Origin of the sequence: Schleiferilactobacillus harbinensis DSM 16991 (assembly GCF_000425885.1) — a bacterium.
GTDB classification, from domain to species: domain Bacteria; phylum Bacillota; class Bacilli; order Lactobacillales; family Lactobacillaceae; genus Schleiferilactobacillus; species Schleiferilactobacillus harbinensis.
Map to the genome: position 1 here is coordinate 122,303 of NZ_AUEH01000001.1, position 26,080 is coordinate 148,382.

24 protein-coding genes are annotated in these 26,080 nt (G+C 53.5%); 22 read left to right on the plus strand and 2 right to left on the minus strand.

The annotated features are described in order from the left end of the window. Positions 1–35: 35 nt before the first annotated feature. From typA to holA, 9 genes are all read left to right on the plus strand, one after another. Entirely contained in the window at positions 36–1,886 is a 1,851-nt protein-coding gene (typA, locus tag H627_RS0100625; protein ID WP_027827346.1) for a translational GTPase TypA, read from the plus strand. Between the two features lie 138 nt (positions 1,887–2,024). Next, on the plus strand, positions 2,025–3,227 hold the full coding sequence (locus H627_RS0100630) for an FtsW/RodA/SpoVE family cell cycle protein (protein WP_027827347.1): 1,203 nt from the start codon (positions 2,025–2,027) through the stop codon (positions 3,225–3,227). Continuing rightward, a complete protein-coding gene (locus H627_RS16370) occupies positions 3,211–3,495 on the plus strand; it encodes a YlbG family protein (protein ID WP_162143207.1) in 285 nt (94 codons plus the stop codon). Before H627_RS0100630 ends, H627_RS16370 begins: the two co-directional genes overlap by 17 nt. Continuing rightward, the gene (gene rsmD, locus H627_RS0100640) at positions 3,495–4,055 is read left to right on the plus strand and encodes a 16S rRNA (guanine(966)-N(2))-methyltransferase RsmD (protein ID WP_027827348.1); all 561 of its coding nucleotides are present in this window, start codon (positions 3,495–3,497) and stop codon (positions 4,053–4,055) included. The genes H627_RS16370 and rsmD overlap by 1 nt, the downstream gene beginning before the upstream one ends. Next, positions 4,052–4,555: a pantetheine-phosphate adenylyltransferase gene (coaD, locus tag H627_RS0100645; RefSeq protein ID WP_027827349.1), complete on the plus strand. Its 504-nt coding sequence runs from the start codon at positions 4,052–4,054 to the stop codon at positions 4,553–4,555. Before rsmD ends, coaD begins: the two co-directional genes overlap by 4 nt. After that, positions 4,552–5,622 carry a SepM family pheromone-processing serine protease gene (locus H627_RS0100650; RefSeq protein WP_035439585.1) on the plus strand — a complete coding sequence of 357 codons (1,071 nt, stop codon included), beginning with the start codon at positions 4,552–4,554 and terminating at the stop codon, positions 5,620–5,622. The genes coaD and H627_RS0100650 overlap by 4 nt, the downstream gene beginning before the upstream one ends. 71 nt (positions 5,623–5,693) lie before the next feature. Next, a complete protein-coding gene (locus tag H627_RS0100655) occupies positions 5,694–6,413 on the plus strand; it encodes a helix-hairpin-helix domain-containing protein (RefSeq protein ID WP_051225047.1) in 720 nt (239 codons plus the stop codon). Continuing rightward, positions 6,410–8,695 carry a ComEC/Rec2 family competence protein gene (locus H627_RS0100660; protein ID WP_027827352.1) on the plus strand — a complete coding sequence of 762 codons (2,286 nt, stop codon included), beginning with the start codon at positions 6,410–6,412 and terminating at the stop codon, positions 8,693–8,695. The genes H627_RS0100655 and H627_RS0100660 overlap by 4 nt, the downstream gene beginning before the upstream one ends. 2 nt (positions 8,696–8,697) lie before the next feature. Further along, the gene (gene holA / locus H627_RS0100665) at positions 8,698–9,717 is read left to right on the plus strand and encodes a DNA polymerase III subunit delta (RefSeq protein ID WP_027827353.1); all 1,020 of its coding nucleotides are present in this window, start codon (positions 8,698–8,700) and stop codon (positions 9,715–9,717) included. 306 nt (positions 9,718–10,023) lie between these two features. Here holA and rpsT read toward each other — a convergent pair whose 3' ends face one another. Then, a complete protein-coding gene (rpsT, locus tag H627_RS0100670) occupies positions 10,024–10,278 on the minus strand; it encodes a 30S ribosomal protein S20 (protein ID WP_027827354.1) in 255 nt (84 codons plus the stop codon). A gap of 226 nt (positions 10,279–10,504) precedes the next feature. Between rpsT and rpsO the strand changes: the two genes are divergently transcribed. From rpsO to yihA, 8 genes are all read left to right on the plus strand, one after another. Continuing rightward, complete coding sequence (rpsO, locus tag H627_RS0100675) at positions 10,505–10,774, plus strand: 30S ribosomal protein S15 (RefSeq protein ID WP_027827355.1); 270 nt, start codon at positions 10,505–10,507, stop codon at positions 10,772–10,774. Between the two features lie 106 nt (positions 10,775–10,880). Next, the gene (locus tag H627_RS0100680) at positions 10,881–11,786 is read left to right on the plus strand and encodes a hypothetical protein (protein ID WP_027827356.1); all 906 of its coding nucleotides are present in this window, start codon (positions 10,881–10,883) and stop codon (positions 11,784–11,786) included. 193 nt (positions 11,787–11,979) lie between these two features. Then, complete coding sequence (locus H627_RS16375) at positions 11,980–13,758, plus strand: ribonuclease J (protein ID WP_051225049.1); 1,779 nt, start codon at positions 11,980–11,982, stop codon at positions 13,756–13,758. Next, positions 13,748–14,704, plus strand: coding sequence for a hypothetical protein (locus H627_RS0100690; RefSeq protein ID WP_027827357.1), 957 nt, complete (start codon positions 13,748–13,750; stop codon positions 14,702–14,704). Before H627_RS16375 ends, H627_RS0100690 begins: the two co-directional genes overlap by 11 nt. 173 nt (positions 14,705–14,877) lie before the next feature. Then, on the plus strand, positions 14,878–16,068 hold the full coding sequence (gene tuf, locus H627_RS0100695; protein WP_027827358.1) for an elongation factor Tu: 1,191 nt from the start codon (positions 14,878–14,880) through the stop codon (positions 16,066–16,068). 165 nt (positions 16,069–16,233) lie between these two features. Continuing rightward, complete coding sequence (gene tig / locus H627_RS0100700) at positions 16,234–17,517, plus strand: trigger factor (protein WP_027827359.1); 1,284 nt, start codon at positions 16,234–16,236, stop codon at positions 17,515–17,517. A 168-nt stretch (positions 17,518–17,685) separates the two neighbouring features. Beyond that, the gene (gene clpX, locus H627_RS0100705) at positions 17,686–18,927 is read left to right on the plus strand and encodes an ATP-dependent Clp protease ATP-binding subunit ClpX (protein ID WP_027827360.1); all 1,242 of its coding nucleotides are present in this window, start codon (positions 17,686–17,688) and stop codon (positions 18,925–18,927) included. A gap of 19 nt (positions 18,928–18,946) precedes the next feature. Beyond that, positions 18,947–19,552, plus strand: a complete 606-nt coding sequence (gene yihA / locus H627_RS0100710; protein ID WP_027827361.1) for a ribosome biogenesis GTP-binding protein YihA/YsxC — start codon at positions 18,947–18,949, stop codon at positions 19,550–19,552. Between the two features lie 71 nt (positions 19,553–19,623). Here the strand turns inward: yihA and H627_RS20410 are convergent, their stop codons facing one another. Beyond that, complete coding sequence (locus H627_RS20410) at positions 19,624–19,776, minus strand: SPJ_0845 family protein (protein ID WP_162921529.1); 153 nt, start codon at positions 19,774–19,776, stop codon at positions 19,624–19,626. A 177-nt stretch (positions 19,777–19,953) separates the two neighbouring features. Here H627_RS20410 and H627_RS0100720 point away from each other — a divergent pair, with 177 nt between their 5' ends. From H627_RS0100720 to obgE, 5 genes are all read left to right on the plus strand, one after another. Further along, positions 19,954–21,402, plus strand: a complete 1,449-nt coding sequence (locus tag H627_RS0100720) for an ABC transporter substrate-binding protein/permease (RefSeq protein WP_035439589.1) — start codon at positions 19,954–19,956, stop codon at positions 21,400–21,402. Beyond that, positions 21,395–22,135 (plus strand): amino acid ABC transporter ATP-binding protein, encoded by a 741-nt coding sequence (locus H627_RS0100725; protein ID WP_027827363.1) that lies wholly within the window; start codon positions 21,395–21,397, stop codon positions 22,133–22,135. The genes H627_RS0100720 and H627_RS0100725 overlap by 8 nt, the downstream gene beginning before the upstream one ends. A 202-nt stretch (positions 22,136–22,337) precedes the next feature. Continuing rightward, on the plus strand, positions 22,338–24,134 hold the full coding sequence (uvrC, locus tag H627_RS0100730) for an excinuclease ABC subunit UvrC (protein ID WP_027827364.1): 1,797 nt from the start codon (positions 22,338–22,340) through the stop codon (positions 24,132–24,134). Positions 24,135–24,164: 30 nt separating this feature from the next. Further along, the gene (gene nrdI / locus H627_RS0100735; protein WP_027827365.1) at positions 24,165–24,641 is read left to right on the plus strand and encodes a class Ib ribonucleoside-diphosphate reductase assembly flavoprotein NrdI; all 477 of its coding nucleotides are present in this window, start codon (positions 24,165–24,167) and stop codon (positions 24,639–24,641) included. A gap of 131 nt (positions 24,642–24,772) precedes the next feature. Further along, positions 24,773–26,077, plus strand: coding sequence for a GTPase ObgE (gene obgE, locus H627_RS0100740; RefSeq protein ID WP_027827366.1), 1,305 nt, complete (start codon positions 24,773–24,775; stop codon positions 26,075–26,077). The last annotated feature ends 3 nt before the right edge of the window (positions 26,078–26,080 follow it).

Here is a 26,080-nt window from a genome sequence, read left to right on the forward strand (position 1 = left end):
AACGCTGTATTGTTTCAGAAAGGAAGAAATGTAATTTGAAAACTCGTGAGGACATCCGGAATATTGCGATCATTGCGCACGTTGACCACGGCAAAACGACGCTGGTCAATGAATTGCTTAAGCAATCCGATACACTGCCCGAACATATGCACTTGGAGGACCGGGCGCTAGATTCTAACGCAATTGAACGGGAACGGGGTATCACGATCCTTTCCAAGAATACGGCGGTCCAGTATGGCAAGACCAAGATCAATATCCTGGACACCCCGGGACATGCGGACTTCGGCGGCGAAGTTGAACGGATCATGAAGATGGTTGACGGGGTCTTGCTGGTGGTTGATGCCTATGAAGGCACCATGCCCCAGACTCGGTTCGTATTGAAGAAAGCTTTGGAACAACATTTGACCCCGATCGTGGTCATCAACAAAATCGACCGTCCGGGCGCTCGTCCGGAAGAAGTCGTCGATGAAGTATTGGAACTCTTCATTGAATTAGGCGCTGACGAGGATCAGTTGGAGTTCCCGGTGGTTTACACCTCCGCGGTCAATGGGACTTCCAGCTTGGATTCTGATCCGGCTACGCAGGAACACACGATGAACTATCTGTTTGATACCATCGTGAAGACGATTCCGGCACCGTTGGACAACAGCGACGAACCCTTGCAGTTCCAAGTCGCGATGCTGGATTACAACGATTATGTTGGCCGCATTGGGATCGGCCGGATTTTCCGCGGCGCGATCCACCTGGGCGACAACGTCTCCGTATTGAAGCTGGACGGCACGAAGAAGAATTTCCGCGTGACCAAGATCTTCGGCTTCTTCGGGTTGAAGCGGGTCGAAGTCGACTCCGCTAAGGCTGGGGATTTGATTGCTGTTTCCGGGATGGAAGATATTTTCGTCGGTGAAACAGTCACGCCCCAAGATCATCCCGATGCACTGCCGATTTTACGGATCGACGAACCGACCTTGCAGATGACTTTCTTGGCTAATGATTCGCCGTTTGCCGGGCAAGAGGGGACCGAAGTCACTTCCCGCAAGCTGGAAGACCGGTTGAAGAGCCAGTTGCATACTGATGTTTCCCTGCGGGTTGAAGACACCGATATGCCCAGTGCTTGGGTCGTTTCTGGCCGTGGTGAACTGCATTTGTCCATTCTGGTGGAAGAAATGCGGCGTGAAGGCTTCGAACTGCAACTGTCTCGTCCAGAAGTTATCTACAAAGATATTGATGGCGTGACCTGCGAGCCTTTTGAGTCCGTGCAGATCGACACGCCGAACCAATATGTCGGCAGTGTCATTGATTCCATGTCCCAACGCAAGGGCGAAATGCAGAACATGGAAACGACCGATAACGGCCAGACCCGGTTGACCTTCATGGCACCGGCGCGAGGCTTGATTGGTTACAGCACAGAATTCATGTCCCAGACTGGTGGTTACGGGATCATGAACCATACGTTTGCAAAGTACCTGCCGGTGATCAAGAACTGGACGCCTGGTCGGCGGACCGGGGCGCTGGTTTCCATTAACCAGGGCACGGCGACAACTTACAGCCTGCAAGGGGTTGAAGACCGGGGCACGCTGTTCGTTGACGCTGGGGTTCAGGTCTACGAAGGAATGATCGTTGGTGAATCCAGCCGGGAGCAAGATATCGGCGTGAACGTCACCAAGGGTAAGAATCTGACCAACACCCGGGCGGCCGGGAAAGACCACGCCGCTGCCATTCGGACACCGCGGTCTCTGTCTTTGGAAGAATCTATTGAGTTCTTGAACGAAGACGAATATTGCGAAGTAACTCCGAAGAGCATTCGGTTGCGCAAGAAGATCCTGAACACGTCTGCTCGGATGAAGGCTGCTAAACGAGCCAAAGTCGCTGCAAAAGACGATAAATAATTTTCTGAATTTTTAGCAAGCCGTGTTTCCTGTGAGGGGAATGCGGCTTGCTTTTTGTTAAGTCCCGTTTAACCGCTAGGGCCAAGCGAACGGCGTGTTATAATGGACCTATTCAATTTTTCGGAAAGGGTGGCCTGGATGCGTAAACGGCTTGCTCATATTGACTACTTCATCTTGATTCCATACTTGGTATTGCTGGGGATTGGGATCGTCATGGTGTATTCAGCGAGTTCGGATATCATGGCAGCGGCTGGCAAATCACCAACAGCATATTTGAATCGTCAGACTATTTTTGTCATCGGCGGACTGTTTGCCGCGGCCTTGGGTTTTATTTTACCGCTGCGCCTGTTTGCCAGCGGCCGATTCGTCCGGCTGGCCGTGGGCGTCACGATGGCCATGTTGTTCGGTTTGCTGGTGATGGGCTATTTCCGGCCCGATTTGAAGGTTAATGGGGCTATGGCGTGGTTTGACGTCGGTTTCTTCAATGTCCAGCCGGTGGAAATCGCTAAATTGGTCCTGGTCCTGTATCTCGCCCGAATTCTTTCACGGCGGGAAGAAAAGCTGACTCGATTCCATGAAGCCGTCCGCCAAATTATTGCCCCCATGATCGTGGCTGGGTTAATGGCGATGTTCGTCCTGTTGGAGCCCGATACTGGCGGGATGGCCATTCTGCTCTTTCTCACGCTGTTGATGATTGCCGCTTCTGGTATTAAATGGTCTTACGGCGCCCTCATCATGGGCGGGGTCGTCGGTTTCAGCATCGGCGGTTTGCAGATCATGCGTTCAATTGATTTGCCTTGGTTGAAACAGAGTTATCAAATTAAACGATTGTTGGCTTTTTTCCATCCATTCAAATTGGAAAACTCCGTTGGCCGGCAACTGGTTAATTCGTATTACGCCATCAGCAATGGCGGCTGGTTCGGGGTCGGCATCGGCAACAGTATTCAGAAAAAGGGCTATCTGCCTGAACCGTACACGGACTTTATTATGTCGGTCATCACGGAGGAACTGGGTATCATTGGGGCGATCGTGGTCCTGGGAATCCTGTTCTTCCTGATCGGCCGGATCGTGCTGGTCGGAATTCGCGCCCAGTCAGCTTACCGCTCACTGGTATGTTACGGGATCGGCGCCTGGCTGTTTGTCCAGACATTGTTCAATGTTGGCGGGATGAGCGGGTTGTTGCCCATTACTGGGGTAACACTCCCGTTTATCAGTTACGGCGGTTCCTCCATGCTGATGCTGTCGGCGGCGATTGGTCTGGCCATGAATGTCAGTTGTGTTGAACAAGTTGAACGGGAACGCCAGCAAGAAAGGGGGAGAACCAGTGCCCAAGCAAAATGAAGCCATTCCTGCACCGCGGACTGGGATCACCGTGTGGCTGTATTCGGCTAAACAGGCGCGTAAATTGCGCCGGTTCGGGCTCGTGTATTATGTGTCGGAACGGATGAAATATGCGGTGCTATACGTGGACAGTGAGGCGGCGGCCAGAACGATTCAGCAGCTGCAAAAGCAGCGCTTTGTGCGGAATGTGAGTGTATCCCCCCACGGGACAATTGCCACCGAGTATACGCACCAGCTGATTGGTGAACGGAAGGAAGACGATGACTGATGCGGGTTATTTCAGGAGAGTTCGGCGGTCGGCGGTTGCAAGCTGTGCCGGGCAATAAGACGCGGCCCACGACCGACAAGGTGAAAGAGAACTTGTTCAATATTTTGGGCCCGTATTTTTCTGGCGGTACTGTCCTCGATTTATTCGCTGGGACCGGCGGTTTGGGCATCGAGGCGGTTTCTCGCGGGATGGACGCGGCTGTCTTGGTTGACCGCCAAGGCGCGGCGATCAAAGTGATTCACCATAACGTGGCGGTCACCAAAGTGCCGGATCGTTTTACTATCGTTCATGCCACGGCTTCGGCCTATTTGCAGCGGGCGGTGGGGACGATTCAATTTGATTTGGTCTTTCTGGATCCGCCCTATGCCCAGCAAAAGATTGTAGAAACGATTACGGATCTGGCCCATGATGGTTTGCTGACCCCAGGCGCTCAGATTGTGGCCGAAACGGATACCAAGGTTGCCTATCCCGATGTGCCTGGTTTCTCATTGCGCCGTCAAGTAACTTATGGCATTACTGAGTTGGCTATTTTTCAATATGAAGGAGATGCGGCTGAATGAAACGCATTGCACTTTTTCCTGGGAGTTTTGATCCTTTTACCAACGGTCATCTCCAAACGGTCCAGCGGGCCAGCAAGTTGTTTGATGAGGTCGTCATTGCGGTGATGACTAACGTCAGCAAGCAGGGGCTGTTTACGCCGGCTGAAAAGGAAGCGTTGGTCGCTGGTGCGACCCAAGGGCTGGCGAACGTGCGGGTGATGGCTGCCCCTAATCAGCTCACCGTACAGGTGGCCGAGGCCGTTGGGGCCAAGTTTTTGCTCCGGGGATTGCGGAACGAATCCGATTTTACTTACGAGGCTGGTATCGCCCAGATCAACCGGACCCAAGACGCGTCGATCGAAACAGTATTTCTGTATGCCGATTCCGATACAGCCTTTGTGTCTTCCTCGATGATCAAAGAAGTCGCCCGTTTTGGCGGCGACGTTTCCGGGTTAGTGCCGGCTAATGTGGCAACGGCGTTGGCGGCAAAAATGGCTAGTTTAGGAAGTGATCCTGCATGAAGCAAACCCCTAACGAAACACCCAAGAAGCATCGCGGTCTCTGGTGGAAGATTCTTCTCCCTATCTTGATTCTGGTCTTGTTGGCGGCTAATTTTGTCCCGCTGAACAACTGGTTCATCGAAATGCCGGGGTCAGCTGAACCGTTAGCCCAATATGTGAAGGTAGACGGCAAGCGGGATACGGCCAAGGGCAGTTTTTCCTTGACCACTGTGGGAATTGCCCAGGCGACAGCCATGCAGCTGCTGCTGAGCAAAACTCGGCCTTACGAGGATATCGTGTCTCGCAATGATGTGATGGGCGGTGAGGATAATGCTACCTTTGATCGAGTTCAGCAGTATTACATGACCAGTGCCATCAATAATGCCATTGCGGTGGCCTATAAAGCGGCCCATGAGCAGTATACGATCCATTACTTAGGTATTTATGTATTGGCGGTGGAAAGCAAGTCAGCTTTCGCCGGCAAGCTCCAAGTCGGGGACACGATCACCAAGGTGAACGGCCGCCACTTCAATGCCAGTACTGGTTATATCAACTATATTCGTCAGCATAAAGTGGGCGATACCGTGACCTTGACGTATACCCGCGGTAGTAAAACTTTGACTGCCTCCGGCAAACTCTACCGACTGGCGCAGACGAAGAAGCCGGGCATCGGCATTACCCTGACAGATCGGACCAAAGTCACCACTAAAATTCCCGTCAGCGCAAACGTTGCTCAAATTGGCGGCCCATCTGCAGGCTTAATGTTTTCTCTGCAAATTTATGATCAATTGACCGGCAGCAAGCTGCGGCAAGGGCGCCATATCGCCGGTACGGGGGAGATTGCCCCGGATGGCACCGTCGGTCAGATCGGCGGACCGGAGAAAAAAGTTTACATTGCCGCTAAAGAGGGCGCGACGATTTTCTTCGCGCCGCATACTAAGGTCACAAAGGCCATTAAGAAACTGGACCCGGGATTTGAAGACAATTACGCGGTTGCTAAAAAGGCAGCCAAAGACTCCCATCTGAAGATTACTGTAGTCCCCGTGGAAAAATTCGGCGATGCTGTAAAATATCTGCAGACTCATTAATATCGGCGGCGCACCAAGGCCTTTTCTTTGCGTAATATAAAGTGACAGGCAAAGAAAGGAAGTGGCAGGTCATGCAACGACACCGACCAACAAGACCCCAATGGCAGCAGCTGTTGGGGCGTTATTGGTATCTGCCGATTATTTTATTGATGGCGTTAGCCGGCGCGGGCTGGTGGTGGCTGAACCGGTCGCCGGCCGGCAGCAGTTTGGATCCGGCGCAACCAGCGGATGTACCAGCGCGGGTCGCCAGCACGAGCGGCCGGCCGGCTGAAGAATCAGCGAGACCGACGACAGCCAGCAGTACCGCAAGTCGGCCAGCAGCAGCCGCTGAGAATCAGCTGTGGGTCGATATCCAGGGCGCGGTGCGCCGCCCAGGCGTGTATCAATTGCCGGCCAAAAGTCGGTTGGATCATGCGGTGAAGGCGGCCGGCGGATTATTACCGGAGGCTGATCGGCGGCAGGTGAATCTGGCCCAGCCGCTCACAGATGGGGCAGCAATCGTGATCCCACGGCCGGGTGAACAGTCTGCTGCCGCAGCACCCAGTGCTCAGCCAGCGGCCGTCGCGGGCAGCGGCAGCACGGCAGCCAGTCAGACCAGCGGTGCGATCAATATTAATTCAGCTACCCAGACGGAGCTGGAGCAGGTCAGCGGGATTGGTCCCAAACGGGCGGGAGACATCATTGCCTACCGGGATACCCACGGGGCTTTTCAATCCCTGGATGAATTAGGTGAGATCAGCGGCATCGGTGAGAAAATATTGGCCACGCTCAAAGCGGCCCTGACAGTATGACCCGGGTGCGCTGGCCGGCCCAGCTTGGTTTGTGGAGTGCCGTCACGGTGATTGGCGTGGCGTGTTTAGTGCTGACACCGCATTGGCTCCTCAGCCTGGCCTTACTAGGATTTGGTGCGGTTCATTGCTGGCGCTGCGGGTGGCGGTGGCTGCTTATCCCGCTGCTGGCTGGGGTAATTTGGGCTGGCCGGTATACGCAATGGCAAAACCTTGTCCAGCCACCAGCCGCATCGACTGAGCCGGTTGGGGTCACGCTGCTGATTTTGCCCAGCCGATTAAAAATTAATGGCGACCAAGTCAGCGGCCGAGCAGTGGATCAGCGTACCGGCGAAGCGGTGTGGCTCTCCTATCGGTTAACCGGTGCCGCGGAGAAACAGCGCTTGGCGGCAGCGGCGACCGCGTTGACGCTGACCGGCCAGGCCGCCCAGGGGCCTTTGGCGGCGGCTACCAACCCGGGGCAGTTTGACTTTGCCCGGTTTGCAGCGGCCCAGTATCACATCGGCCGGCAAGTGACACTGGCGGGCGGCGAATGGCAGTTGGTGAATGGTTCGAATAATTTTATTTATGTTAACCAAATATCTGAGGCTATCCGCCTGTGGGTTGTCCGTCGCGTGGCGGGACTGCCGCCCCATATTCAAATATACGTCCGCGGTCTGGTGCTGGGCGGCAGCAGCGATACCGCGCTCGCCCAAACCCTGCGCGATACCCAGACCAAGCTGGGAATTATCCATCTCTGGAGTCTGTCGGGGATGCAGGTGCTGTTACTGGCGACGGCGCTGTTAGTGGTTGCGGCCTGGTGCCGGATACCCGATGAGTACGCCCGCTGGCTGGTTTTTGGCGCGCTGTTGCTTTATGGCACATTAGCTGACTGGCCCACTGGGGTGACGCGCTCCGTCGGCATGTTTGCTCTGGCCCGGCTGTGGCCCCGCCGCTGGGCGCTGCCCACCTTAGACCGGCTTGGTTTGGTGCTTCTGATTTGGCTCTGGTGGCGGCCGGCGGGCATCACCCAGTTGGGCAACCTGTTAAGTTTCCTGTTGTCCTTTTGTTTATTTTTCGCGCCAGTCCGCTTTTGGCAGCAGAGTTTGGTCTTGAACCTGGTCAGTATGCCTGTGATTTTGGCTTACCAGTATACCTGGTCTTTGTTGACGCTGGGCTTGAATATTATTTTAATCCCGGTGTTTAATTATTTGGCTTTTCCCGTGATGCTGTTCGTCACGCTGGTGACAATCGGCGGCTGGACCGGGTCCTGGGCGGGGTTAGAAAGTGTGTTGCAGGCGGGGGACGCGCTCCTGGCCCAGTGGGCGAGTCTAACCGGGGGAACGATCGCCTCCAGGGCGCTGCCCGGCTGGGTCTTTGCCGGGCTGCTGATCAGTACGCTGGTGCTGGCCTTTGACCGGCCGCATTGGCGCTGGGGCTTGGGCGCCGGTGTGGTCCTGCTGGGCGGGGTGTGCTGTCTGCGTGCCTGGCCTTTGACCGATCGCGTGGCCTTCATCGATGTTGGGCAGGGGGACAGCAGCTTGGTTGTGGGCCGGGGCAATGGGCCGCGGGTACTGATTGATACCGGCGGGCGGGTGACTTTTCCCCGGGCGGCTTGGCAAGAGCGGCACTATGCGGCCGGAATCACCTTTAACGTTCTGCCGGTACTCCGTTATCACGGAATACAGCGCCTGGATGCCGTGTTTATTTCCCATCAAGATGCGGACCATATGGGAGATCTGCCCGGTCTGCTGGCGGCGATACCAGTCCGGCGGGTATACGTCGGTGCGGGGATGGCCGCCAATGAGCGGTTGCAGCAGGCGGTGGCTCAGGCGCCGCAGCCGCCAATCGTGACCGAATTGCAGGCCGGCCAGCAGGTCCGGATCCGGGGGATGACCTTTCAAGCCCATCATCCCCACCGGCCCGGAACAGGCACCAATGAAGACTCGTTAGTCTTGACCGCGCAGATCCATCGGTGGCGCTTTCTCTGGTTGGGGGATTTAGACAAAGCCGGGGAGCGGACGATTTTGAAAAATCCTGCGCTCGCCGCCGAGGTGATCAAACTCGGCCACCATGGCGCCGCAACATCGACGGATCACGCGCTGCTGGCGGCGCTGCAGCCGCGGCTCGGGATCATTTCAGCCGGGCGCAATAATCGTTACGGGCATCCCGCCCCCGCGACACTGCACACGCTGCGGCAGGCCGGGGTCCCCTGGCTAAGCACCGCGGAAATGGGGTATATTGAATATATTGGACCGTTATGGGGTCACGACTACTGGCACACGGCTATGGATTGGAGTAAATGATTGTGGATGTCAACACACTAAAAGCAAATCTCAAGAAGGGCGATGTGGCGCCTTTATACTTGATTTTAGGACCAGAAGGGGCGCTGCAGGACAGCGCTTTAGCCGCATTCAATCAGCTCTTGACCGCGGACGAACAAACCATGGATTTCGCCCGGCTGGATATGAGCACCACCCCCATCGCGGAATTGTTAAACGAAACATCGTCGATGCCTTTTTATGGTGAGCGGCGGGTGGTCATTGCGACTGATCCGCAATTTCTCACCGGTACTGGTGCTAAGACTCAGTCCAAAGAGGCCATCGACGCCCTAACGGATTATTTTTCCCAGCCGTCGCCAACCACGGTGCTGGTGATCAGCGCGCCCTATGAAAAATTAGATGAACGGCGCAAGGCGGTTAAACGGCTGCGCAAGAATGCCGTAACGGTTGATGCCCAGCAAGTTGCCAGCGGTGCCGTGAGCGGCCGAATTACCAAGGAGATCCAAGCCCAGGGCTATACGATCAGCAACGACGCTCTGGGGCTGCTGGTCCGCAAAACAGAAGCTAATTATTCGACGATGGTGGCCCAATTACCCAAATTGTATTTAGGTGCCTATCCGGGGCATGAAATCACGCCGGTACTGGTGGAGAATCTGGTGCCCAATACCTTGACCGATAATGTCTTTGCCGTGACCGACGCCTTGATGCAGCAGCATTTTGACCAAGCAGTACGCGTGTATCAGGAACTGTTAGCCAATCAAGAAGAACCGTTGCGGCTCAACGCACTGCTCTTGGGGCAATTCCGTCTGCTGGTTCAGACCAAGATTTTGGCGCGCAAGGGCCTCAATCAGATGGCCATTGCCAAAGAGTTGAATGTCCACCCGTTCCGGATCAAGCTTGCATTGCGCAGCAACCGTGCGTGGCCTTTAGCCACATTAGTGGCCTGCTACAACGAACTGGTGCACAATGAGATTCTGTTCAAAAGCAGCCAGCCGGATCCGATAATTCTGTTCTTGCGGGCGGTTCATGGATTAAAGACAGCTTAAATTGAGATAGGTAAGTGCTGCGTGTTTAGTGCCAATGCGTAGCGATTGGAGGCTGAGGGGGCTCAGCCATGGAAACAACACGGCGGCTTTGCCGCCGATGTTGTTAGGCGATTTTGAGACTGCGCAGCAGGCTCAAAACGCCGTCATGGCTAGCTACGCCTGCGGCTTCGCACTTGCTGCGCGTCACCAGCCCCCTCAGCCGGAGATCGCGGAGCATTGGCACGGCGTGCGGAGCCCCAATCGTTTAATCAAAAGCAAGAAAAAAGAAGCATACTGGCAAAATACCAGTATGCTTCTTTTTGAGTCTTACTTGTTCAGTAAATGGGTCAGGCGAGACTTGTTCCGCGCCGCTGTGTTAGCGTGGATCAAACCCTTGCTGTGCGCCCAGTCGATTTTGCTGATGGCCTCAGTGTACAAGGATTGCTTGTCGTCGGCATTAGCTTCGTTGGCAGCCAAGAACCGCTTGATGGCCGTACGCAATGCGCTCTTTTGAGAAGCATTTTGCAGCTTGGCCTTTTCAGCAGTCTTGACCCGCTTGATGGCAGACTTGATTTGTGGCATGAATTCACCCCCACGAACAGTTTATGTTTAAGTTATCATATTTAAACTCAACGTCAACCATTATACAGACCGCGCTGGTCCAATGCAATAATAGTTTCGGCCTTGCAATTCAAGGGGAGAACCAGTAAAGTAGTGAAGTACCAAATTTCAGTTCGGTCACTTTGTTCCACGAGTCACCAACGAGGACACAGTGATCCGAGTATTTCGCAGAAAGGTGGCGTTTTATATGGCACTTAGCCAAACGCAAAAGAACGAGATCATCAGCAAGTATGCCCAGCACGAGGGCGACACAGGTTCTACGGAGGTGCAGGTAGCACTTTTGACCGCAGACATTAATTCCTTGACCGAGCATATGCGGGTTCATAAGAAGGATCATCACTCTTATGTCGGCCTGATGAAGAAGATCGGGCACCGGCGTAACTTGCTGGCCTACTTGCGGGACAACGACGTTGATCGTTACCGCGAGCTGATCCAATCTCTGGGTCTGCGTCGTTAATTTACGGCAAACAATCATGGCGTTTCAGCTGTTTTCGGCTGGAGCGCCTTTTTCTTGCGCTGATAGCAGAAAATCGATATGGTGTGAACAGAAAGAGGGGCGCAACATGTTAATTCGCCAAAAAATCGGTGACCAAGTCATCACGGCAGTGCAGCTGCCGGCAGCTCCCAAGAATACGGTCATATTAGAAAACGGCGGCACGGCCGTTATCGTCAGCCCGGCGGTGGCCGAATCGGCCGCGGGTATTACGTTGCTGACCCCGCTGACAGCGGACCAACCGGACTTAGCGGCCTGGCTCACTGATTTGCTCGCGGCCACGGGGGCTGAACAGCCGGGGGCGTGGCAGCTTAGTGTGGTGGGCCCGCCGGCACCGATGGTCTATCCGTTGATTGCCGCCGCCATCAGTATTGCACAGTGGCACCGTAGTCAGGGTCGCAGCCGGCTGTTAACAGCGCGGCTGACGGATGAACTGGTGATTACCCAGACGGGCGAAGCGATCGTCGGGTTGCACGGTTCGGTGGCTGCAGGCGCTGTATTGTCTCTGCCGGGGTGGCCATTGCAAAGCGCCTGGCAGCATTTCACCGCCCAGGTGGTGACACTTATGGGCGGCACCCTGGCGACTGAACCGGCTATGTCTGAGCATATGCCGCCACTGCAGCAGCCAGCCCCTACGATAACCCGGCCGACCCCGGCCACCGTTTATGCGGCTCAGGGTGATGCGGCGGGCATTTTTTGGGCGACAGATACCGGTATTGCGCGGCAGCAATTGGCGGCCGGCCCGGCTTGGCCAGCAGTGGTGATCAACGGGACGGCTTTGCTGAACACGGCTATTGATACCGTTTGGGCCGGCTGGCATCAGGCGGCGGGGGCGGCGATCCTTACCCGCCACGCGGCCGATCAGGTACACCTGCGCTGGCAATCGCTGCCGCTGTCCGCCGTTGAGGTGCAAACCTGGTGGCAGCAGATTCAAACCGATGACGCCGCTTTGCACCGCCAGCTGATGGTTCTGTGAGCGGGTTCCTTGGTCTCGCTGTTTATGATAGAATGTTCAGTAGATATTTTTGATGTGCGGACTCGGGGTGTACCGCGGGGCATAACCAGTCTTGGCGGGGCAGCCTCAGAAAAAAACTGTGAATCAGAAACCAAGGAAAGAGCGCCAGTCGGCAACCAGCCGGGACTGGCCATATTGAGGTGTAAGGTTATTTATGGTACAAAAAACGCGTAAGCAGCAAGATAAGATACGCATCATCATGCTCGGTGGGGTGCGGGAAAACGGCAAGAATATCTACGCCGTCGAAGTAAATTCGGATATTTTTATTCTGGATTGCGGCATCAAGTATCCAGAAAACGAAATGCTCGGGGTGGACGTGGTCATCCCGGATTTTTCATACATTCAAGACAACATTGATCGGGTGGCCGGAATTTTCCTGACCCATGGTCATGCCGACGCAATTGGGGCGCTGCCGTACCTGATCACGAAGCACGATATTCCCGTTTTTGGGTCGCAATTGACTGTCGAATTGGCGAAAATCACTGTCAAGTCTGCTAAGGGCGGCAATAAGTTCAATGATTTTCACGTCATTGACGAAAATACGGCCATTGATTTTGACAATGCCACGGTCAGTTTCTTCAAGACGACCCATTCCATTCCTGGGTCGTTAGGCGTTGTGATCAAGACGCCAGCGGGCCAAATTGTTTACACCGGTGATTTTAAATTTGATCAGGCGGCTGCTCCGTTATACCAAACGGATTTTGCCCGCTTGGCCCAAATCGGCACCGAACCAGTCCTGGCTTTGTTAGCTGATTCTGCTAACGCGGAGTCGCCGTATCCTAATACCAGCGAAAATGATATCGGCAAATACGTCCTGGAACTTTTTGAATACCATGCCGGCCGGATCATTGTGGCGTCGGTGGCTTCGAACATTGTCCGTATTCAGCAAGTGCTGGATGCGGCCGCGCATACCGGGCGGAAAGTGATCCTGACCGGTCGGGATTTGGCAAAGATCGTGCGCACCGCGTTGCGGCTCAAACTGCTGCAGCTGCCGCAACCGGATATTTTGGTCCCTGTGAAGGATATCAAAAAATATGACGATCATCAGATCGTGATTTTGGAGACCGGCCGCTCCGGCGAGCCGCTGAAGTCGCTGCAGAAGATGGCGACCAACCAGCATCGCACGGTCCACATCCATCAGGGCGATTTGGTCTTTATTTCGACGACACCGTCATACGCGATGGAAACAACGGTCGCTAAGACTAAAGATATGATTTATCGGGCTGGCGGGGAAGTGAAGGCCATCTCCGATGATCTTCATGCGTCGGGCCATGCTTACAAGAGTGATCTGCAACTGCTCTTGAACCTGCTGCACCCGGAGTATTTGGTGCCGGTGCAAGGTGAATACCGGCTGCTCAATGCCCATGCGGAGATTGCTGAACAAGCGGGCATGCCCGCAGATCATATTTTCTTGACCAAAATCGGTGATGTGCTGGCCTACGACAAGCACGGCATGCATTTGTCCCAGGCAGTCACTGCAGGAAATACGATGATTGATGGACTGGGCGTCGGCGATATTGGCAATATTGTCCTGCGCGACCGCAAGATGCTGGCCGATGACGGAATCTTCATCGCCGTGGTATCCATTGATCGGCGCAAGAAGAAAGTCGTTTCTTCGCCGAAGGTGACGGCCCGGGGCTTTGTTTATATGAAAGCCAATCGGGATCTGATGGCTGAAAGTGCGGACATTGTCCGTAATGCCGTCCAGAAAGATCTTGATAACAAGGAACTGGATTGGTCAAATCTGAAACAGAATATGCGGGAGAAGCTGTCCCACTACCTGTTCGAGCAGACTAAACGGCATCCGGTCATTTTACCGGTCATCATGGAAGTGAAACCGCATCGCACGGCCCGCCGGACAACCCCTGCCAAGCGCAAAGAACCGGCAGCGAAGGCCCCCGCAGCGAATGAGGGCGCGAGCAATGAGTCGTGAGGTGCACAAAGTCGTGCCGTTTCCGGACAATGACGAACGCCATGTGCAATTAGGCCAAGCGTCGCTGCGCGCGGGCGAGTTTAGTCAGGCAGTGGCCCACTTTCAGGCTGCCTACCGGGATCAGCACACTTTTGCAGTGAATCGGCAGATGATTGAAGCCATGCTCCATGCGGGGCAGGCCAGCGAGGCGGTGCCCTATGCGGAAGAGTTTATTGAGGGGTACGCCCGCACATTGACCGATGGGCTGCTTTACGGGCAGCTGCTGATCGAAAGCCACCGCTTTTTGGCTGCCCAAGAATGGCTGGTCAACTTGCAGGACTTGGCTCACTCGCCAGAAGATCAAGCTCGGCTGGCGGAACTCACCGATGTGTTCACCAATCAGCAGGAGCGGTACTTGGCGGCCAATCAAGCTGGCCAAGCTGCACTGATCAAACAATTTGCTGGGCTGGCCGGCGTCAATACCATGGAACAGACCATGCGAATCAATCAACTGGCCCAGTTACCGGTACCAACTTTTGACCAGATTGCCCCGCGCTTGATGATTGATGAATTTATCAGTCAAGGATTGCGCAACACAGTGGCCCTGCATTATGTGACCTTGCGGGAGACCGCCCCGCGGCGGCTGCTCTGGTTTGATGACGTCATTACCTTTACGCCCAATGCGGTGGGGAATCCATTCGACAATCCGGTGGCCGATGCGTGGCAACGGGCGGTGACCGCGGCGGAAAATGATAATCCGGAGCAGGCGCTGATCCTGGACCAGGAGCTGCATTTGTATATGCTGTTATTATTTCCTCGGCTCACGGATGTCGTGGCTGATCCGGCGGCTTGGGCGCAGGTCGTTTCTGCCCGGATCGCGGATCCAGCAGCACCAATTACGGCCGCGCCAAAAATAAAACGGTGGCTGACACGCCTTGATGACGCACTAAACGCGTTAAATCAGTAACAATTCCACCAACAGTTGTTTACAAACATTTTCAAACACCGTATAATCCTAAGAGGATATTTTTGAAGGGAATTGCGCCTTTTGTTTTCCCAACAAAAGTAGTACAATCTTATCTAAAGGCTTTGCGCCAAGAAGTGCGCTGAGTCCTCGAAAAACATAGGAGGTTTCTTTTCATGGCTGAAAAAGAACATTATGAAAGAACTAAACCCCATGTTAACATTGGTACAATTGGCCACGTTGACCATGGGAAAACAACTCTGACGGCTGCTATCACTAAGGTATTAGCTTCTAAAGGCTTAGCCAAAGCTGAAGACTATGCCGAAATCGATAAGGCACCGGAAGAAAAGGAACGTGGCATTACCATCAACACTGCCCACGTAGAATACGAAACCGAAAAGCGTCACTATGCGCATATCGATGCCCCTGGGCATGCCGACTACGTTAAGAACATGATCACCGGTGCCGCTCAGATGGATGGTGCGATCTTGGTCGTTGCCGCTACTGATGGTCCGATGCCCCAGACGCGTGAGCATATCTTGCTGGCTCGTCAGGTTGGTGTTAACTACATCGTCGTCTTCCTGAACAAGGTTGACTTGGTTGACGATGAAGAATTGATCGACTTGGTTGAGATGGAAGTTCGCGAACTGCTGTCTGAATACGACTTCCCTGGCGATGACATTCCGGTTCTGCGCGGTTCTGCGTTGAAGGCACTGGAAGGCGATCCCGAACAAGAGAAGGTTATCTGGGAATTAATGGACGTTATCGATGAATACATTCCGACCCCGGAACGTGACGTTGATAAGCCGTTCTTGATGCCTGTCGAAGATGTCTTCACCATTACTGGTCGGGGCACTGTTGCTTCTGGTCGTATCGATCGTGGTACGATCAAGGTCGGTGAAGAAGTTGAAATCGTTGGCTTGAAGCCGGAAGTACTCAAGTCCGTTGTTACTGGTTTGGAAATGTTCCGTAAGACCTTGGATCTGGGCGAAGCCGGCGATAACGTTGGTGTCCTGCTCCGTGGTGTTAACCGGGATCAAGTAGAACGCGGCCAAGTTTTGGCTAAGCCGGGTTCTATCCAAACCCACAACAAGTTCAAGGGTGAAGTTTATATCTTGTCCAAAGAAGAAGGCGGCCGTCATACACCGTTCTTCTCCAACTACCGGCCGCAATTCTACTTCCACACCACCGATGTTACTGGTGTGATTGAATTGCCTAAGGGTGTTGAAATGGTTATGCCTGGCGATAACGTAACCTTCGAAGTTGACCTGATCGCTCCGGTCGCTATTGAAAAGGGTACGAAGTTCACCGTCCGTGAAGGCGGTCGGACTGTTGGTGCCGGTCAGGTAACCGACATTCTGGACTAATTTTAGACCTGGTCTAAAATAGTGATTGCCCCGTATCCATGTGGATACGGGGCTTTTTCTTTCCATCTGTTTACAGCCGCGGCGGTTTCGTATATCATTGTTAGGTATGCGATACACACCACGGTGTGTCCGAAAAATTGTGAAACGTAACCGGAGGTATTTAATATGTCTGCAAAATGGGAAAAGCAAGGTACGAATGATGGTACTTTGACTTTTGAAATCGATCTGAACACGATCCAAAAGGGTATGGATCAAGCCTTTACCAAGGTCAAGAAGAACATCAACGTACCTGGCTTCCGCAAGGGTCATGTGTCCCGCCAAGTCTTCAACCGCATGTTCGGCGAAGGGGCTTTGTACGAGGATGCCTTGAACCTGGTGCTGCCGGATGCGTACGATGCAGCGGTCAAGGAAGCTGCTATCTCACCCGTTGACCAACCGAAGTTCAACGTGGAAAAGATGGATGCGGATGAACCGTGGGTTATTTCTGCCAAGGTAACCGTTAAGCCGGAAGTCACTTTGGGCGACTACAAGGGCTTGACTGTGCCTAAGCAGGATCGCGAAGTCACAGACAAGGACTTAGACGACAAGCTGCACTCTCTGCAAGAAGAGCAGGCTGAACTGGTCTTGAAGGAAGACGGCGCCATCGAGAAGGGTGACACCGCGATTATTGATTACGAAGGCAGCATTGACGGTAAGCCGTTTGACGGCGGCAAAGCCGACAACTATTCCTTGGAAATCGGTTCTGGTTCCTTCATTCCTGGTTTCGAAGATCAATTGGTAGGTCACAAGTCTGGCGACAACGTCGACGTTAAAGTGACTTTCCCTGAAGATTACCAAGCCAAGGATTTGGCGGGTAAGGAAGCCATTTTTAAGGTGACCATCCACGAAATCAAGGAGAAGCAATTGCCTGACTTGGACGATGAATTCGCCAAAGATGTCGACGAAGACGTGGACACCTTAGATGAATTGAAGGCCAAACTGCGTGATCAATTGAAGCAGGACAAGGACCAAAAGGCTGACGATGCGATTCAAGAATCCGCTGTTAACCAGGCCGTGGCCAATGCAACGATCGCTGATCTGCCAGAAGTGATGATTGACAGTGAGGTCCACAACCAGATGGATCAATATCTGGGCAATCTGCAACGCCAAGGGATCAACCCGCAAATGTATTACCAATTGACTGGTACAAGCGAAGCCGATCTGCACAAGCAGTTTGAGGCTGACGCTGGCCAACGGGTGAAGACTGACTTAGTCTTGGAAGCCGTTGTCAAAGCGGAAGATATCAACCCGTCTGAGGATGATGTCAACAATGAAATCAAGAGTCTGGCAGCTGAATACGGCATGAAGGAAGCAGACGTCCGCAACGCCTTGACTCCGGATATGCTGAAGCACGACATTGGCATCAAGAAGGCCATTGATTTGATCGTTTCTTCTGCTAAGGAAGAATAAGGTCCAGCCATTCTGAACGGTATTTCGGAACACGCAATTTCCGCCGTTGTGTACGGTTGGGAGGTTGCGTGTTTTGTTGCCATGAGCGTTTTCCTTTACCGGTCCAGCTCCATATGGTATTGTTTAGGATGATATGTTGCACGCTAAGAATAAAGAAGGGTTGGTTTAATGTTCGATAATATTGACACCACCGGTCCCATCAAATGCTCTTTTTGTGGGAAAACTCAGGACCAGGTAAAGAAAATCGTCGCCGGCCCTGGCGTCTATATCTGCAACGAGTGTATCGATTTGTGCAAGGAGATCATTGATGAGGAATTCAAGGAAGATTCCTATGATGACTTGTTGAAGGTGCCCAAGCCAATCGATATTTTGAAGACATTGAATGACTATGTCATCGGGCAAGACGACGCTAAACGCGCCTTGGCCGTGGCTGTATATAATCACTACAAGCGGGTCAACGAAATGTCTGACCCCCACGATGACGGGCCTGAATTGCAAAAGTCCAACATCGCGCTGATCGGTCCCACTGGTTCCGGGAAGACTTTCCTGGCTCAAACGCTGGCGAAACTGCTGGATGTGCCGTTTGCCATTGCGGATGCGACGACGCTGACTGAGGCCGGCTATGTGGGCGAAGATGTTGAAAACATCTTGCTCAAGCTGCTGCAAAATGCCGATTACAATGTGGAACGGGCCCAAAAGGGGATCGTCTACATCGATGAAATCGACAAAATCGCGAAGAAGAGCGAGAACGTCTCAATCACTCGGGATGTCTCCGGCGAAGGGGTCCAACAGGCTCTGTTGAAGATCTTGGAAGGCACCACCGCCAACGTTCCGCCCCAGGGCGGCCGGAAGCATCCCCAGCAGGAGTTTATCCAGATCGATACGACCAATATTCTGTTCATCGTCGGTGGCGCATTCGATGGCATTGAAACTATCGTGCGCAACCGGTTAGGTGAAAAGACCATTGGCTTTGGCACTGATTCGGACAAGCCGGTGGATACTTCGAAGAGTATCATGCAGCAGATCATCCCGGAAGACTTGATGAAGTTCGGGATCATTCCGGAATTCATCGGCCGGGTACCAATCATCGCTGCCTTAGAACCATTGACTGAAAATGATCTGGTCCGGATTCTCCAAGAACCGAAGAACGCGCTGGTGAAGCAGTATAAGAAACTGCTGGCATTGGATCACGTTGAGCTGGACTTCACGCCGGAGGCATTACGGGCCATCGCCCACGAAGCCATTGAGCGGAATACCGGCGCTCGGGGCTTGCGGTCGATTTTGGAAGAAGTCATGATGGACACGATGTTTGAAGTGCCCAGCGAACCCGATGTGAACCGGGTACTGGTCACTGCCGCCGCTGTTCACGGTGACGAGAAACCAGAGTTGCAGTTGAAGAAAGCATCATAATTTATTTTGGAGGTACGCTGTGTTAGTAAACGACGTCTCAATTCGGATTAGTGCAGTCGCCCCTAGTCAGTACCCGACAGACGGGTGGCCGGAGATTGCCCTGGTCGGCCGCTCCAACGTGGGCAAGTCGTCGTTGACGAACAAGCTGATCAATCGAAAGGCTTTGGCGCGGACGTCCAGTGCTCCCGGGAAGACCCAGACTTTGAATTTCTACGAGGTGGAGCATCAATTATTCTTCGTAGATGTGCCCGGGTACGGCTATGCCAAGGTCTCTAAGGCCAAACGGGCGGCATTCGGGGCGATGATCGAAGCCTACTTAACGGAACGCTCGGTACTGCGCGGTGTTGTCCAATTAGTTGATGGCCGGCATGCCCCCACGGCAGATGATATTGCCATGTATCAATACCTGGCGTATTATCATTTGCCCGTGCTCGTGGTGGCTACCAAGATGGATAAAGTGAAACCGAGTCAGTACAATCGCAGCGAAAGTGCCGTCCGTAAAACGATGACCCTATCGCCGGGGACACCGCTGGTCCTCTTTTCGGCGGAAACTGGCCTGGGTAAGGATGCTGTGTGGGAATGGATCGAGGCCCGCATGCAGGATCCAGAACGCAGTCAGGCTTAGCTCGCTGGGCACTCACTAAATAACGCCCCTGACCACCGTCAATTCAGACGGTGGTCAGGGGCGTTTTGCCGTTACTTCTTTTTTTCGTCCTTGCTTGGTTTGTGCTGCTTGTCGTCTTTCTTCTCATCCTTCAGATCGACCTTTTTCTTCAGGTCCTCTGGCAGGGTAGCAAATTGATCGAACAAGCTGGTCAGCGTGTTTTCTCGTTTCACAGTTAAGCCCATTGCTATCACCTCTTGTGCTTACAGTGTACCAAAAGCGGGGCAGAAAAACTACTTCCCGGCTCAGCTGGATTAATAAATTTAAAAATATAAGCTCGAAAGTGAATAAATTGTGAATTTTGTTGCATAAATGCCACTGACTGAGTATATTAGATTCATTACGAAATTGGAGTGAACGACATGGAGAGAAAACATTGGTTGATTAAAGTATTGGCGGTGCTGACGATGCTGCTGAGTTTGGGCGCTGCGGTCGGTCAGGCCCAACCGGCGCAGGCGGCGACCGATCAATCGCTGGCCAAGATCAAACAGAAGGGCACACTGGTGATGGGAACGTCGCCGGACTATCCGCCTTACGAATTTCTGGTGAATAATCAGCCAGTGGGGATGGATGTATCCATTGCCAAGCAGATCGCTAAAGATTTAGGGGTCAAGCTGGTCGTTAAACAGATGGACTTTGATGCGCTGCTGGTGGGGTTAGAGACCCACAAGGTGGACATGGTGCTGTCAGCCATGACCCCGACGCCGGAACGGAAGCAGAGCGTGGATTTCTCTAACGTATACTACACTTCCGGTCAGTCGATCATTATCAATAAGACAGACAAGAGCATTTATAAGAGTTATAAAAACTTCGCCAACAAGAATGTGGGGGCGCAGACTGGTTCATTGCAGTATGATTTGGTCAAGAAACAGATCAAGGGGGCCAAGATCACTGGGCTGACAAAGGTGACAGACCTGATCATCGCCTTAAAGACCCATAAGATCGAAGGGATCGCCGCTGAGTCTGCCGTGGCTACCGCTTATGTTAAAAACAATCCGGACTTGACCGTGTTGGACCATCAATTTAATTTGAGCGAGTCTGATTCCGGTACCGCCATCGCTTTTGCCAAGGGCTCAACGTCCCTAGTGGCTGCCGTTAACCAAAGTCTGGCCAAGATCAAAAAGCAGAATCTTACTGAAAAGTACCTTAGCGAGGCCGGCAAGAGCTTGAAGGTCAACGTGGCCAACACCTCCATGTGGCATTATCGGAGTTACTTCATCAAAGGGGTCGGCTACACCTTGCTGATCAGTTTGATTGCCGTCCTGATTGGGGTCGTGCTGGGGACTTTGCTGGCATTATCCCGGCTCAGCCATTTCCTCCCATTGAAATGGATCGCCACGGCCTACGTTGAATTCATCCGGGGCACGCCGTTGATGATTCAGGTAATGTTCCTGTACTTTGGTTTAAATGTTCCCGCGCTGACCGCCGGCGTGGCCGGGGTCGCCATGAACTCTGGGGCATACGTGGCTGAGTATATCCGGGGCGGCATCGATTCCGTCCCCAAGGGCCAAGTGGAAGCGGCCAGGTCACTGGGGTTGTCGTACAAAGATACGATGCGTTACGTGATCTTGCCCCAAGCCTTGAAGATTATTTGGCCATCGCTGGGTAATGAATTCATTTCCCTGATCAAGGAAAGCTCCATCGTGTCCGTCATCGGGGTCACCGATTTGATTTATCAATTGCGGCTGGTCCAGGCAGCCACGTACAAGGGGATCGCGCCCTATGCCGTAGCGATGGTGATTTATTTCATCCTTGTCTTCGGATTGACCCGGTTATTGAACTTCGCAGAGAGGAAGATGCAGCATGCCTAGTATGATTGAAACAAAAGGCCTGAAGAAGAGCTTCGACCATAATGAGGTAATCAAGGAGATCGATTCCCACGTAGAGAAGGGCCAAGTGATCGTCGTGATCGGCCCCTCTGGCGGCGGCAAGTCCACCTTCTTGCGCATGCTGAATATGCTGGAACAACCCACTGCGGGGACGGTGTCCTTTGAAGGTCAGGATATTACCGACTTACCGGCCAACAAATTGGATACGGTCCGGGAAAAAATGGGGATGGTGTTCCAAAGCTTCAACCTTTTTCCGAATATGACTGTGTTGGCTAACGTGGCTTTGGCCCCGCAACGGGTCAAGGGGACGAGTCCCCAGGCAGCCAAGGAGCAAAGTATGGCCCTGCTGGACCAAGTTGGCCTAGCCGATAAAGCCGATGCGTATCCCGCTTCCTTGTCAGGCGGCCAGCAGCAGCGGGTGGCCATTGCTCGCGCCCTAGCCATGGGGCCGGATGTGATGCTCTTTGATGAGCCTACCTCCGCCCTGGATCCGGAAATGGTCGGGGAAGTCCTGAAGGTCATGCAGACCCTGGCTAAACAAGGGATGACCATGGTTGTGGTGACCCACGAGATGGGCTTTGCGCGGAAAGTGGCCGATGAAGTGTGGTTCATGGATGGCGGTGTGCTGGCGGAAAAGGGCACGCCAGAGCAGATTTTTGACCATCCGCAAAACGAGCGGACAAAGAGCTTCTTAGCGAAGGTTCTGGAACAATAAACAGCCATAAAAGAAAGCGAGGCGCAGTGAAGTGCCCCACAATCGTTAGAGTATCTGTCTAACAATTATGGGGCACTTCACAGTGTGCCTCGCTTTCTTTTATGCGGAAAAAGGCGTAGAATATCGCTCACTAGCGCTTTTGACGAGAAATTGATATACTGGATTTGCGAACATTTGTTTTCAAGGAGTGAAAAATCAATCCATGGCGTCTGCACATATTGAACATAAACTAGCGCTCCTGCCCGATCTGCCGGGGTGTTATCTCATGAAGGATATTAACGCCAAAATCATTTACGTGGGGAAGGCCAAGAACCTCAAAAATCGGGTTCGGTCTTACTTTAAAGGGGATAAGAATAATGGTCAGGCGCGGCTGATCGAACAGATTGCGGATGTGGAAATCGCGGACTTTGATACGATCGTGACGACGACCGAGAAGGAAGCCTTTCTGCTGGAAATCACCCTGATCCAGAAATATCAGCCCTATTACAACGTTAAGCTGAAGCGGGGCACGGGGTATCCGTATATTAAGATCACCAACGAACGGGACCCGCAATTGCTGCTGACCAGTGAGATCAAGAAGGACGGGGCCTATTATTTCGGCCCGTATCCCAACGTCTACGCCGCCCAGGGCACCTTACAGTTTCTCCAGAAGGTGTATCCGCTGCGGCGCTGTCCCGGCCATCTAGGCCGGCCCTGTCTCTATTACCACATGGGGCAGTGCCTGGGGGCGTGCTTTCGGGAGGTGCCGGAGGCGGAATATGCGGCCCAGATCAAGAAAATCAAACGCTTTTTGGACGGCAATGTGGCGGAAGCCAAACGCACGTTGAAGAAGCGGATGACTGAAGCTGCCGAGAAGCTGCAATTCGAGCTGGCCGCTGATCTGCGGGATCAGATCCGCTATATTGAACAGACTGTCGAGAAGCAGCGGATCATTTCTAACGATAATACCCCCCGGGATCTATTTACTTACTATCTGGACAAAGGGTATTTGTCCGTGCAGATTTTCTTCATTCGCCAGGCCCGGCTGATCAAGCGGGAGAAACGGATTTTCCCCAGCGTCAATACGCCGGATGAAGAGCTGGCGACGTTTATTTTGCAGTTTTACAACCGCAAGAATCAGGTGCTCCCCAAGGAGGTCCTGGTGCCGGCTGGCGTGGAGAAGTCGGTCCTCAGCGAAATTCTTGGCATCCCGTTCCGCACGCCCCAGCGGGGGCAGAAGCGCCAATTGCTGGAGATGGCCAATGAAAATGCCAAGCTGGCGCTGGAAGAAAAGTTCCGCCTGCTGGAACTGGACAACCGCCAAACCGTGGGTGCGCAAGAGGAGATCTTCAAGGCGCTGGGCCTGCCGTATGGTCATGTCATGGAAGCCTTTGACCACTCTCATATTCAAGGGAGCGATCCGGTTTCGGCGATGGTGTATTATGAAGATGGCAAACCGAACAAAAGCATGTACCGCAAGTACAAGTTAAAGGGCGAAGTGGAGCATCAGAATGGCGCCAATGAAGCGGCCAATACCCGAGAAGTGATTCGCCGGCGTTATAGCCGATTGCTGAAGGAGAAAAAGCCGCTGCCGGATCTGATCCTGATGGATGGCGGAGAGATTGAACTGGACGCGGTCAAAGATGTTTTGGTCAATGAATTAAACTTATCGATTCCAGTGGCCGGGATGGTGAAGAACGATAAACACCAGACGGCGGATCTGCTTTTTGGCGATCCGCCGCGGATCATCGATCTGGATCGGCAGTCCCAGGGCTTCTTCCTGCTGACGCGGGTCCAAGACGAGGTGCACCGGTTTGTCATTACATTCCACCGGCGGACGCATAACAAAAATTCCCTGGCGTCGAAGCTGGAGGCGATCCACGGCGTCGGGCCCAAGACCCGGATCAAACTGCTGAAGCACTTCGGTTCGGTGACTAAGATCAAAGAGGCGTCGGTGGACGATATCGAATCATTGGGGATCGCCAAGACGGTGGCTCAGACAATTTTACTCAGTTTGTAAGTAGTTGATAGAAAGCAGGTAATCATTGACATGACCAATATCCGAGTCCTTTTCATTTCTGTTTCCGGCAATACCCGGTCGTTTGCTGATAAACTGGCGGCTTACGGTCAAGCTCAACATCAGGCGAACGCTGACGAGCCCTTGGTCGAGGTCCAGGAAATCTCTGAGGCCACGATGCCGGCTAAAGAAACCACGCCATTTGTGGCGATGGTACCCACGTATCTCGATGGGGGCAATGGGGTCGATAATGGGGTCAAGGAACTGATGACCAATGCTTTGGGCGAATACATCGCCGATGGCGGCAATGAGGACCTGTGTATTGGTGTGATCGGCAGCGGCAACAAGAACTTCAACCGCCAGTATTGTTTGACAGCTAAGCGTTATGCAGCGGCGTTTACAGCACCGTTTATCGCCGATTATGAGCTGCGGGGCACCAAGGCGGACGTGGCGCGGATCTATGGCATCCTGAAGACCGCGTTCGCTCAGACTGCGGCACAATCAAAGTAACATAATATAAGTTAAACGAAGTGAAGCCGAAAATGTAGACCGGTGAGCGTTTTCATGGGCACCGGGAAAGTTTACATTTGCGGTTTTTTTCTTTAGAATGAAAAAAGGTATGTATACGAGGAGGAATCACGATGTTTGTTGACACGGTCACGATCAACGTTAAGGCCGGCAAGGGCGGCGACGGCGCGGTGGCGTTTCGCCATGAAAAATTTGTTCCCTTCGGTGGTCCGGCAGGCGGAGATGGCGGGCGCGGCGGCGACGTCATCCTCATCGCTGACGAGGGCTCCCGCACTTTGATGGATTTTCGTTATCAAAATCACTTTAAAGCGAAACCCGGCCAAAACGGAATGATCAAAGCAATGTATGGGCGGGGATCCGATCCCGTCTACGTTAAGGTCCCGGCGGGGACGGTGGTTTATGACGCTGACACCGGCGAGGAACTGGGTGATTTGACCCATGATAAACAGACCTTGATCGTCGCTAAGGGCGGTCGGGGCGGCCGCGGCAATATCCACTTTAAGTCGGCCAAGAACACTGCCCCGGAAATCGCTGAAAACGGCGAACCGGGACAGGAATTGCGGATCCGGCTGGAATTGCGTCTGCTGGCCGATGTCGGTCTGGTGGGCTACCCATCCGTGGGCAAATCGACCTTCCTATCGGTGGTCACCAAGGCTAAGCCCAAGATTGCGGCGTATCAATTTACCACGCTGACGCCTAATTTGGGCATGGTCCGCTTAGAAGACGGCAACGACTTTGTTTTAGCAGACTTGCCTGGATTAATTGCCGGGGCGGCTGACGGCGTCGGTTTAGGTTTCCAATTCTTGCGCCACGTCGAGCGTACCCGGGTTATTCTGCACCTGGTGGATATGGATCCGGATAACGGCCGCGAGCCGTTTGATGATTTCCAGCAGATTCTGCATGAATTGGGCACATACGACGAAAAACTGCTGCATCGCCCGCAAATCGTGGTCCCCACGAAGATCGAGATTCCCGGTGCCGCCGAACGTCTGGCTGACTTCAAAAAGGCCTTAGCCGACTCGGCCTGGGCTGATTTGCCGGTCATGCCGGTATCCAATGTGACCCACGCCGGCGTGCAGCCGCTGCTGCATAAAACAGCCGAGCTGCTGCAAGCTGTTGTGGCTGCGGATGCGGAGAAGGAAGCTGAAAGGGCCGCGGAAACCAAGACCAAGACCTACACTGGTCCAAGTCAAGAACCAGCCTTCACGGTGACTCGGGACGAAGATGGCGTCTTCATCGTCACTGGCGAACGGATCGAAAAACTGGCCAAGATGACCAATTTGAATCATCAGGATTCATTAGTCCGCTTTGACCGGCAGCTGCACGGCATGGGGGTCAACGATGCCCTGCGGGAAGCGGGGGCCCGGGATGGCGATACGGTCATGATCGGGGACTTGACCTTTGATTTTGTTGAATAGATT

What these genes read in the sequence shown, in the direction of transcription:
- H627_RS0100630 (WP_027827347.1), top strand. Translation starts at nt 2,025, where the DNA reads ATGCGTAAACGGCTTGCTCATATTGACTACTTCATCTTGATTCCATAC.
- rsmD (WP_027827348.1), top strand. Translation starts at nt 3,495, where the DNA reads ATGCGGGTTATTTCAGGAGAGTTCGGCGGTCGGCGGTTGCAAGCTGTG.
- coaD (WP_027827349.1), top strand. Translation starts at nt 4,052, where the DNA reads ATGAAACGCATTGCACTTTTTCCTGGGAGTTTTGATCCTTTTACCAAC.
- H627_RS0100650 (WP_035439585.1), top strand. Translation starts at nt 4,552, where the DNA reads ATGAAGCAAACCCCTAACGAAACACCCAAGAAGCATCGCGGTCTCTGG.
- H627_RS0100655 (WP_051225047.1), top strand. Translation starts at nt 5,694, where the DNA reads ATGCAACGACACCGACCAACAAGACCCCAATGGCAGCAGCTGTTGGGG.
- H627_RS0100660 (WP_027827352.1), top strand. Translation starts at nt 6,410, where the DNA reads ATGACCCGGGTGCGCTGGCCGGCCCAGCTTGGTTTGTGGAGTGCCGTC.
- rpsT (WP_027827354.1), bottom strand. Translation starts at nt 10,278, where the DNA reads ATGCCACAAATCAAGTCTGCCATCAAGCGGGTCAAGACTGCTGAAAAG.
- rpsO (WP_027827355.1), top strand. Translation starts at nt 10,505, where the DNA reads ATGGCACTTAGCCAAACGCAAAAGAACGAGATCATCAGCAAGTATGCC.
- H627_RS0100680 (WP_027827356.1), top strand. Translation starts at nt 10,881, where the DNA reads ATGTTAATTCGCCAAAAAATCGGTGACCAAGTCATCACGGCAGTGCAG.
- H627_RS16375 (WP_051225049.1), top strand. Translation starts at nt 11,980, where the DNA reads ATGGTACAAAAAACGCGTAAGCAGCAAGATAAGATACGCATCATCATG.
- H627_RS0100690 (WP_027827357.1), top strand. Translation starts at nt 13,748, where the DNA reads ATGAGTCGTGAGGTGCACAAAGTCGTGCCGTTTCCGGACAATGACGAA.
- tuf (WP_027827358.1), top strand. Translation starts at nt 14,878, where the DNA reads ATGGCTGAAAAAGAACATTATGAAAGAACTAAACCCCATGTTAACATT.
- tig (WP_027827359.1), top strand. Translation starts at nt 16,234, where the DNA reads ATGTCTGCAAAATGGGAAAAGCAAGGTACGAATGATGGTACTTTGACT.
- clpX (WP_027827360.1), top strand. Translation starts at nt 17,686, where the DNA reads ATGTTCGATAATATTGACACCACCGGTCCCATCAAATGCTCTTTTTGT.
- H627_RS20410 (WP_162921529.1), bottom strand. Translation starts at nt 19,776, where the DNA reads ATGGGCTTAACTGTGAAACGAGAAAACACGCTGACCAGCTTGTTCGAT.
- H627_RS0100720 (WP_035439589.1), top strand. Translation starts at nt 19,954, where the DNA reads ATGGAGAGAAAACATTGGTTGATTAAAGTATTGGCGGTGCTGACGATG.
- H627_RS0100725 (WP_027827363.1), top strand. Translation starts at nt 21,395, where the DNA reads ATGCCTAGTATGATTGAAACAAAAGGCCTGAAGAAGAGCTTCGACCAT.
- uvrC (WP_027827364.1), top strand. Translation starts at nt 22,338, where the DNA reads ATGGCGTCTGCACATATTGAACATAAACTAGCGCTCCTGCCCGATCTG.
- nrdI (WP_027827365.1), top strand. Translation starts at nt 24,165, where the DNA reads ATGACCAATATCCGAGTCCTTTTCATTTCTGTTTCCGGCAATACCCGG.
- obgE (WP_027827366.1), top strand. Translation starts at nt 24,773, where the DNA reads ATGTTTGTTGACACGGTCACGATCAACGTTAAGGCCGGCAAGGGCGGC.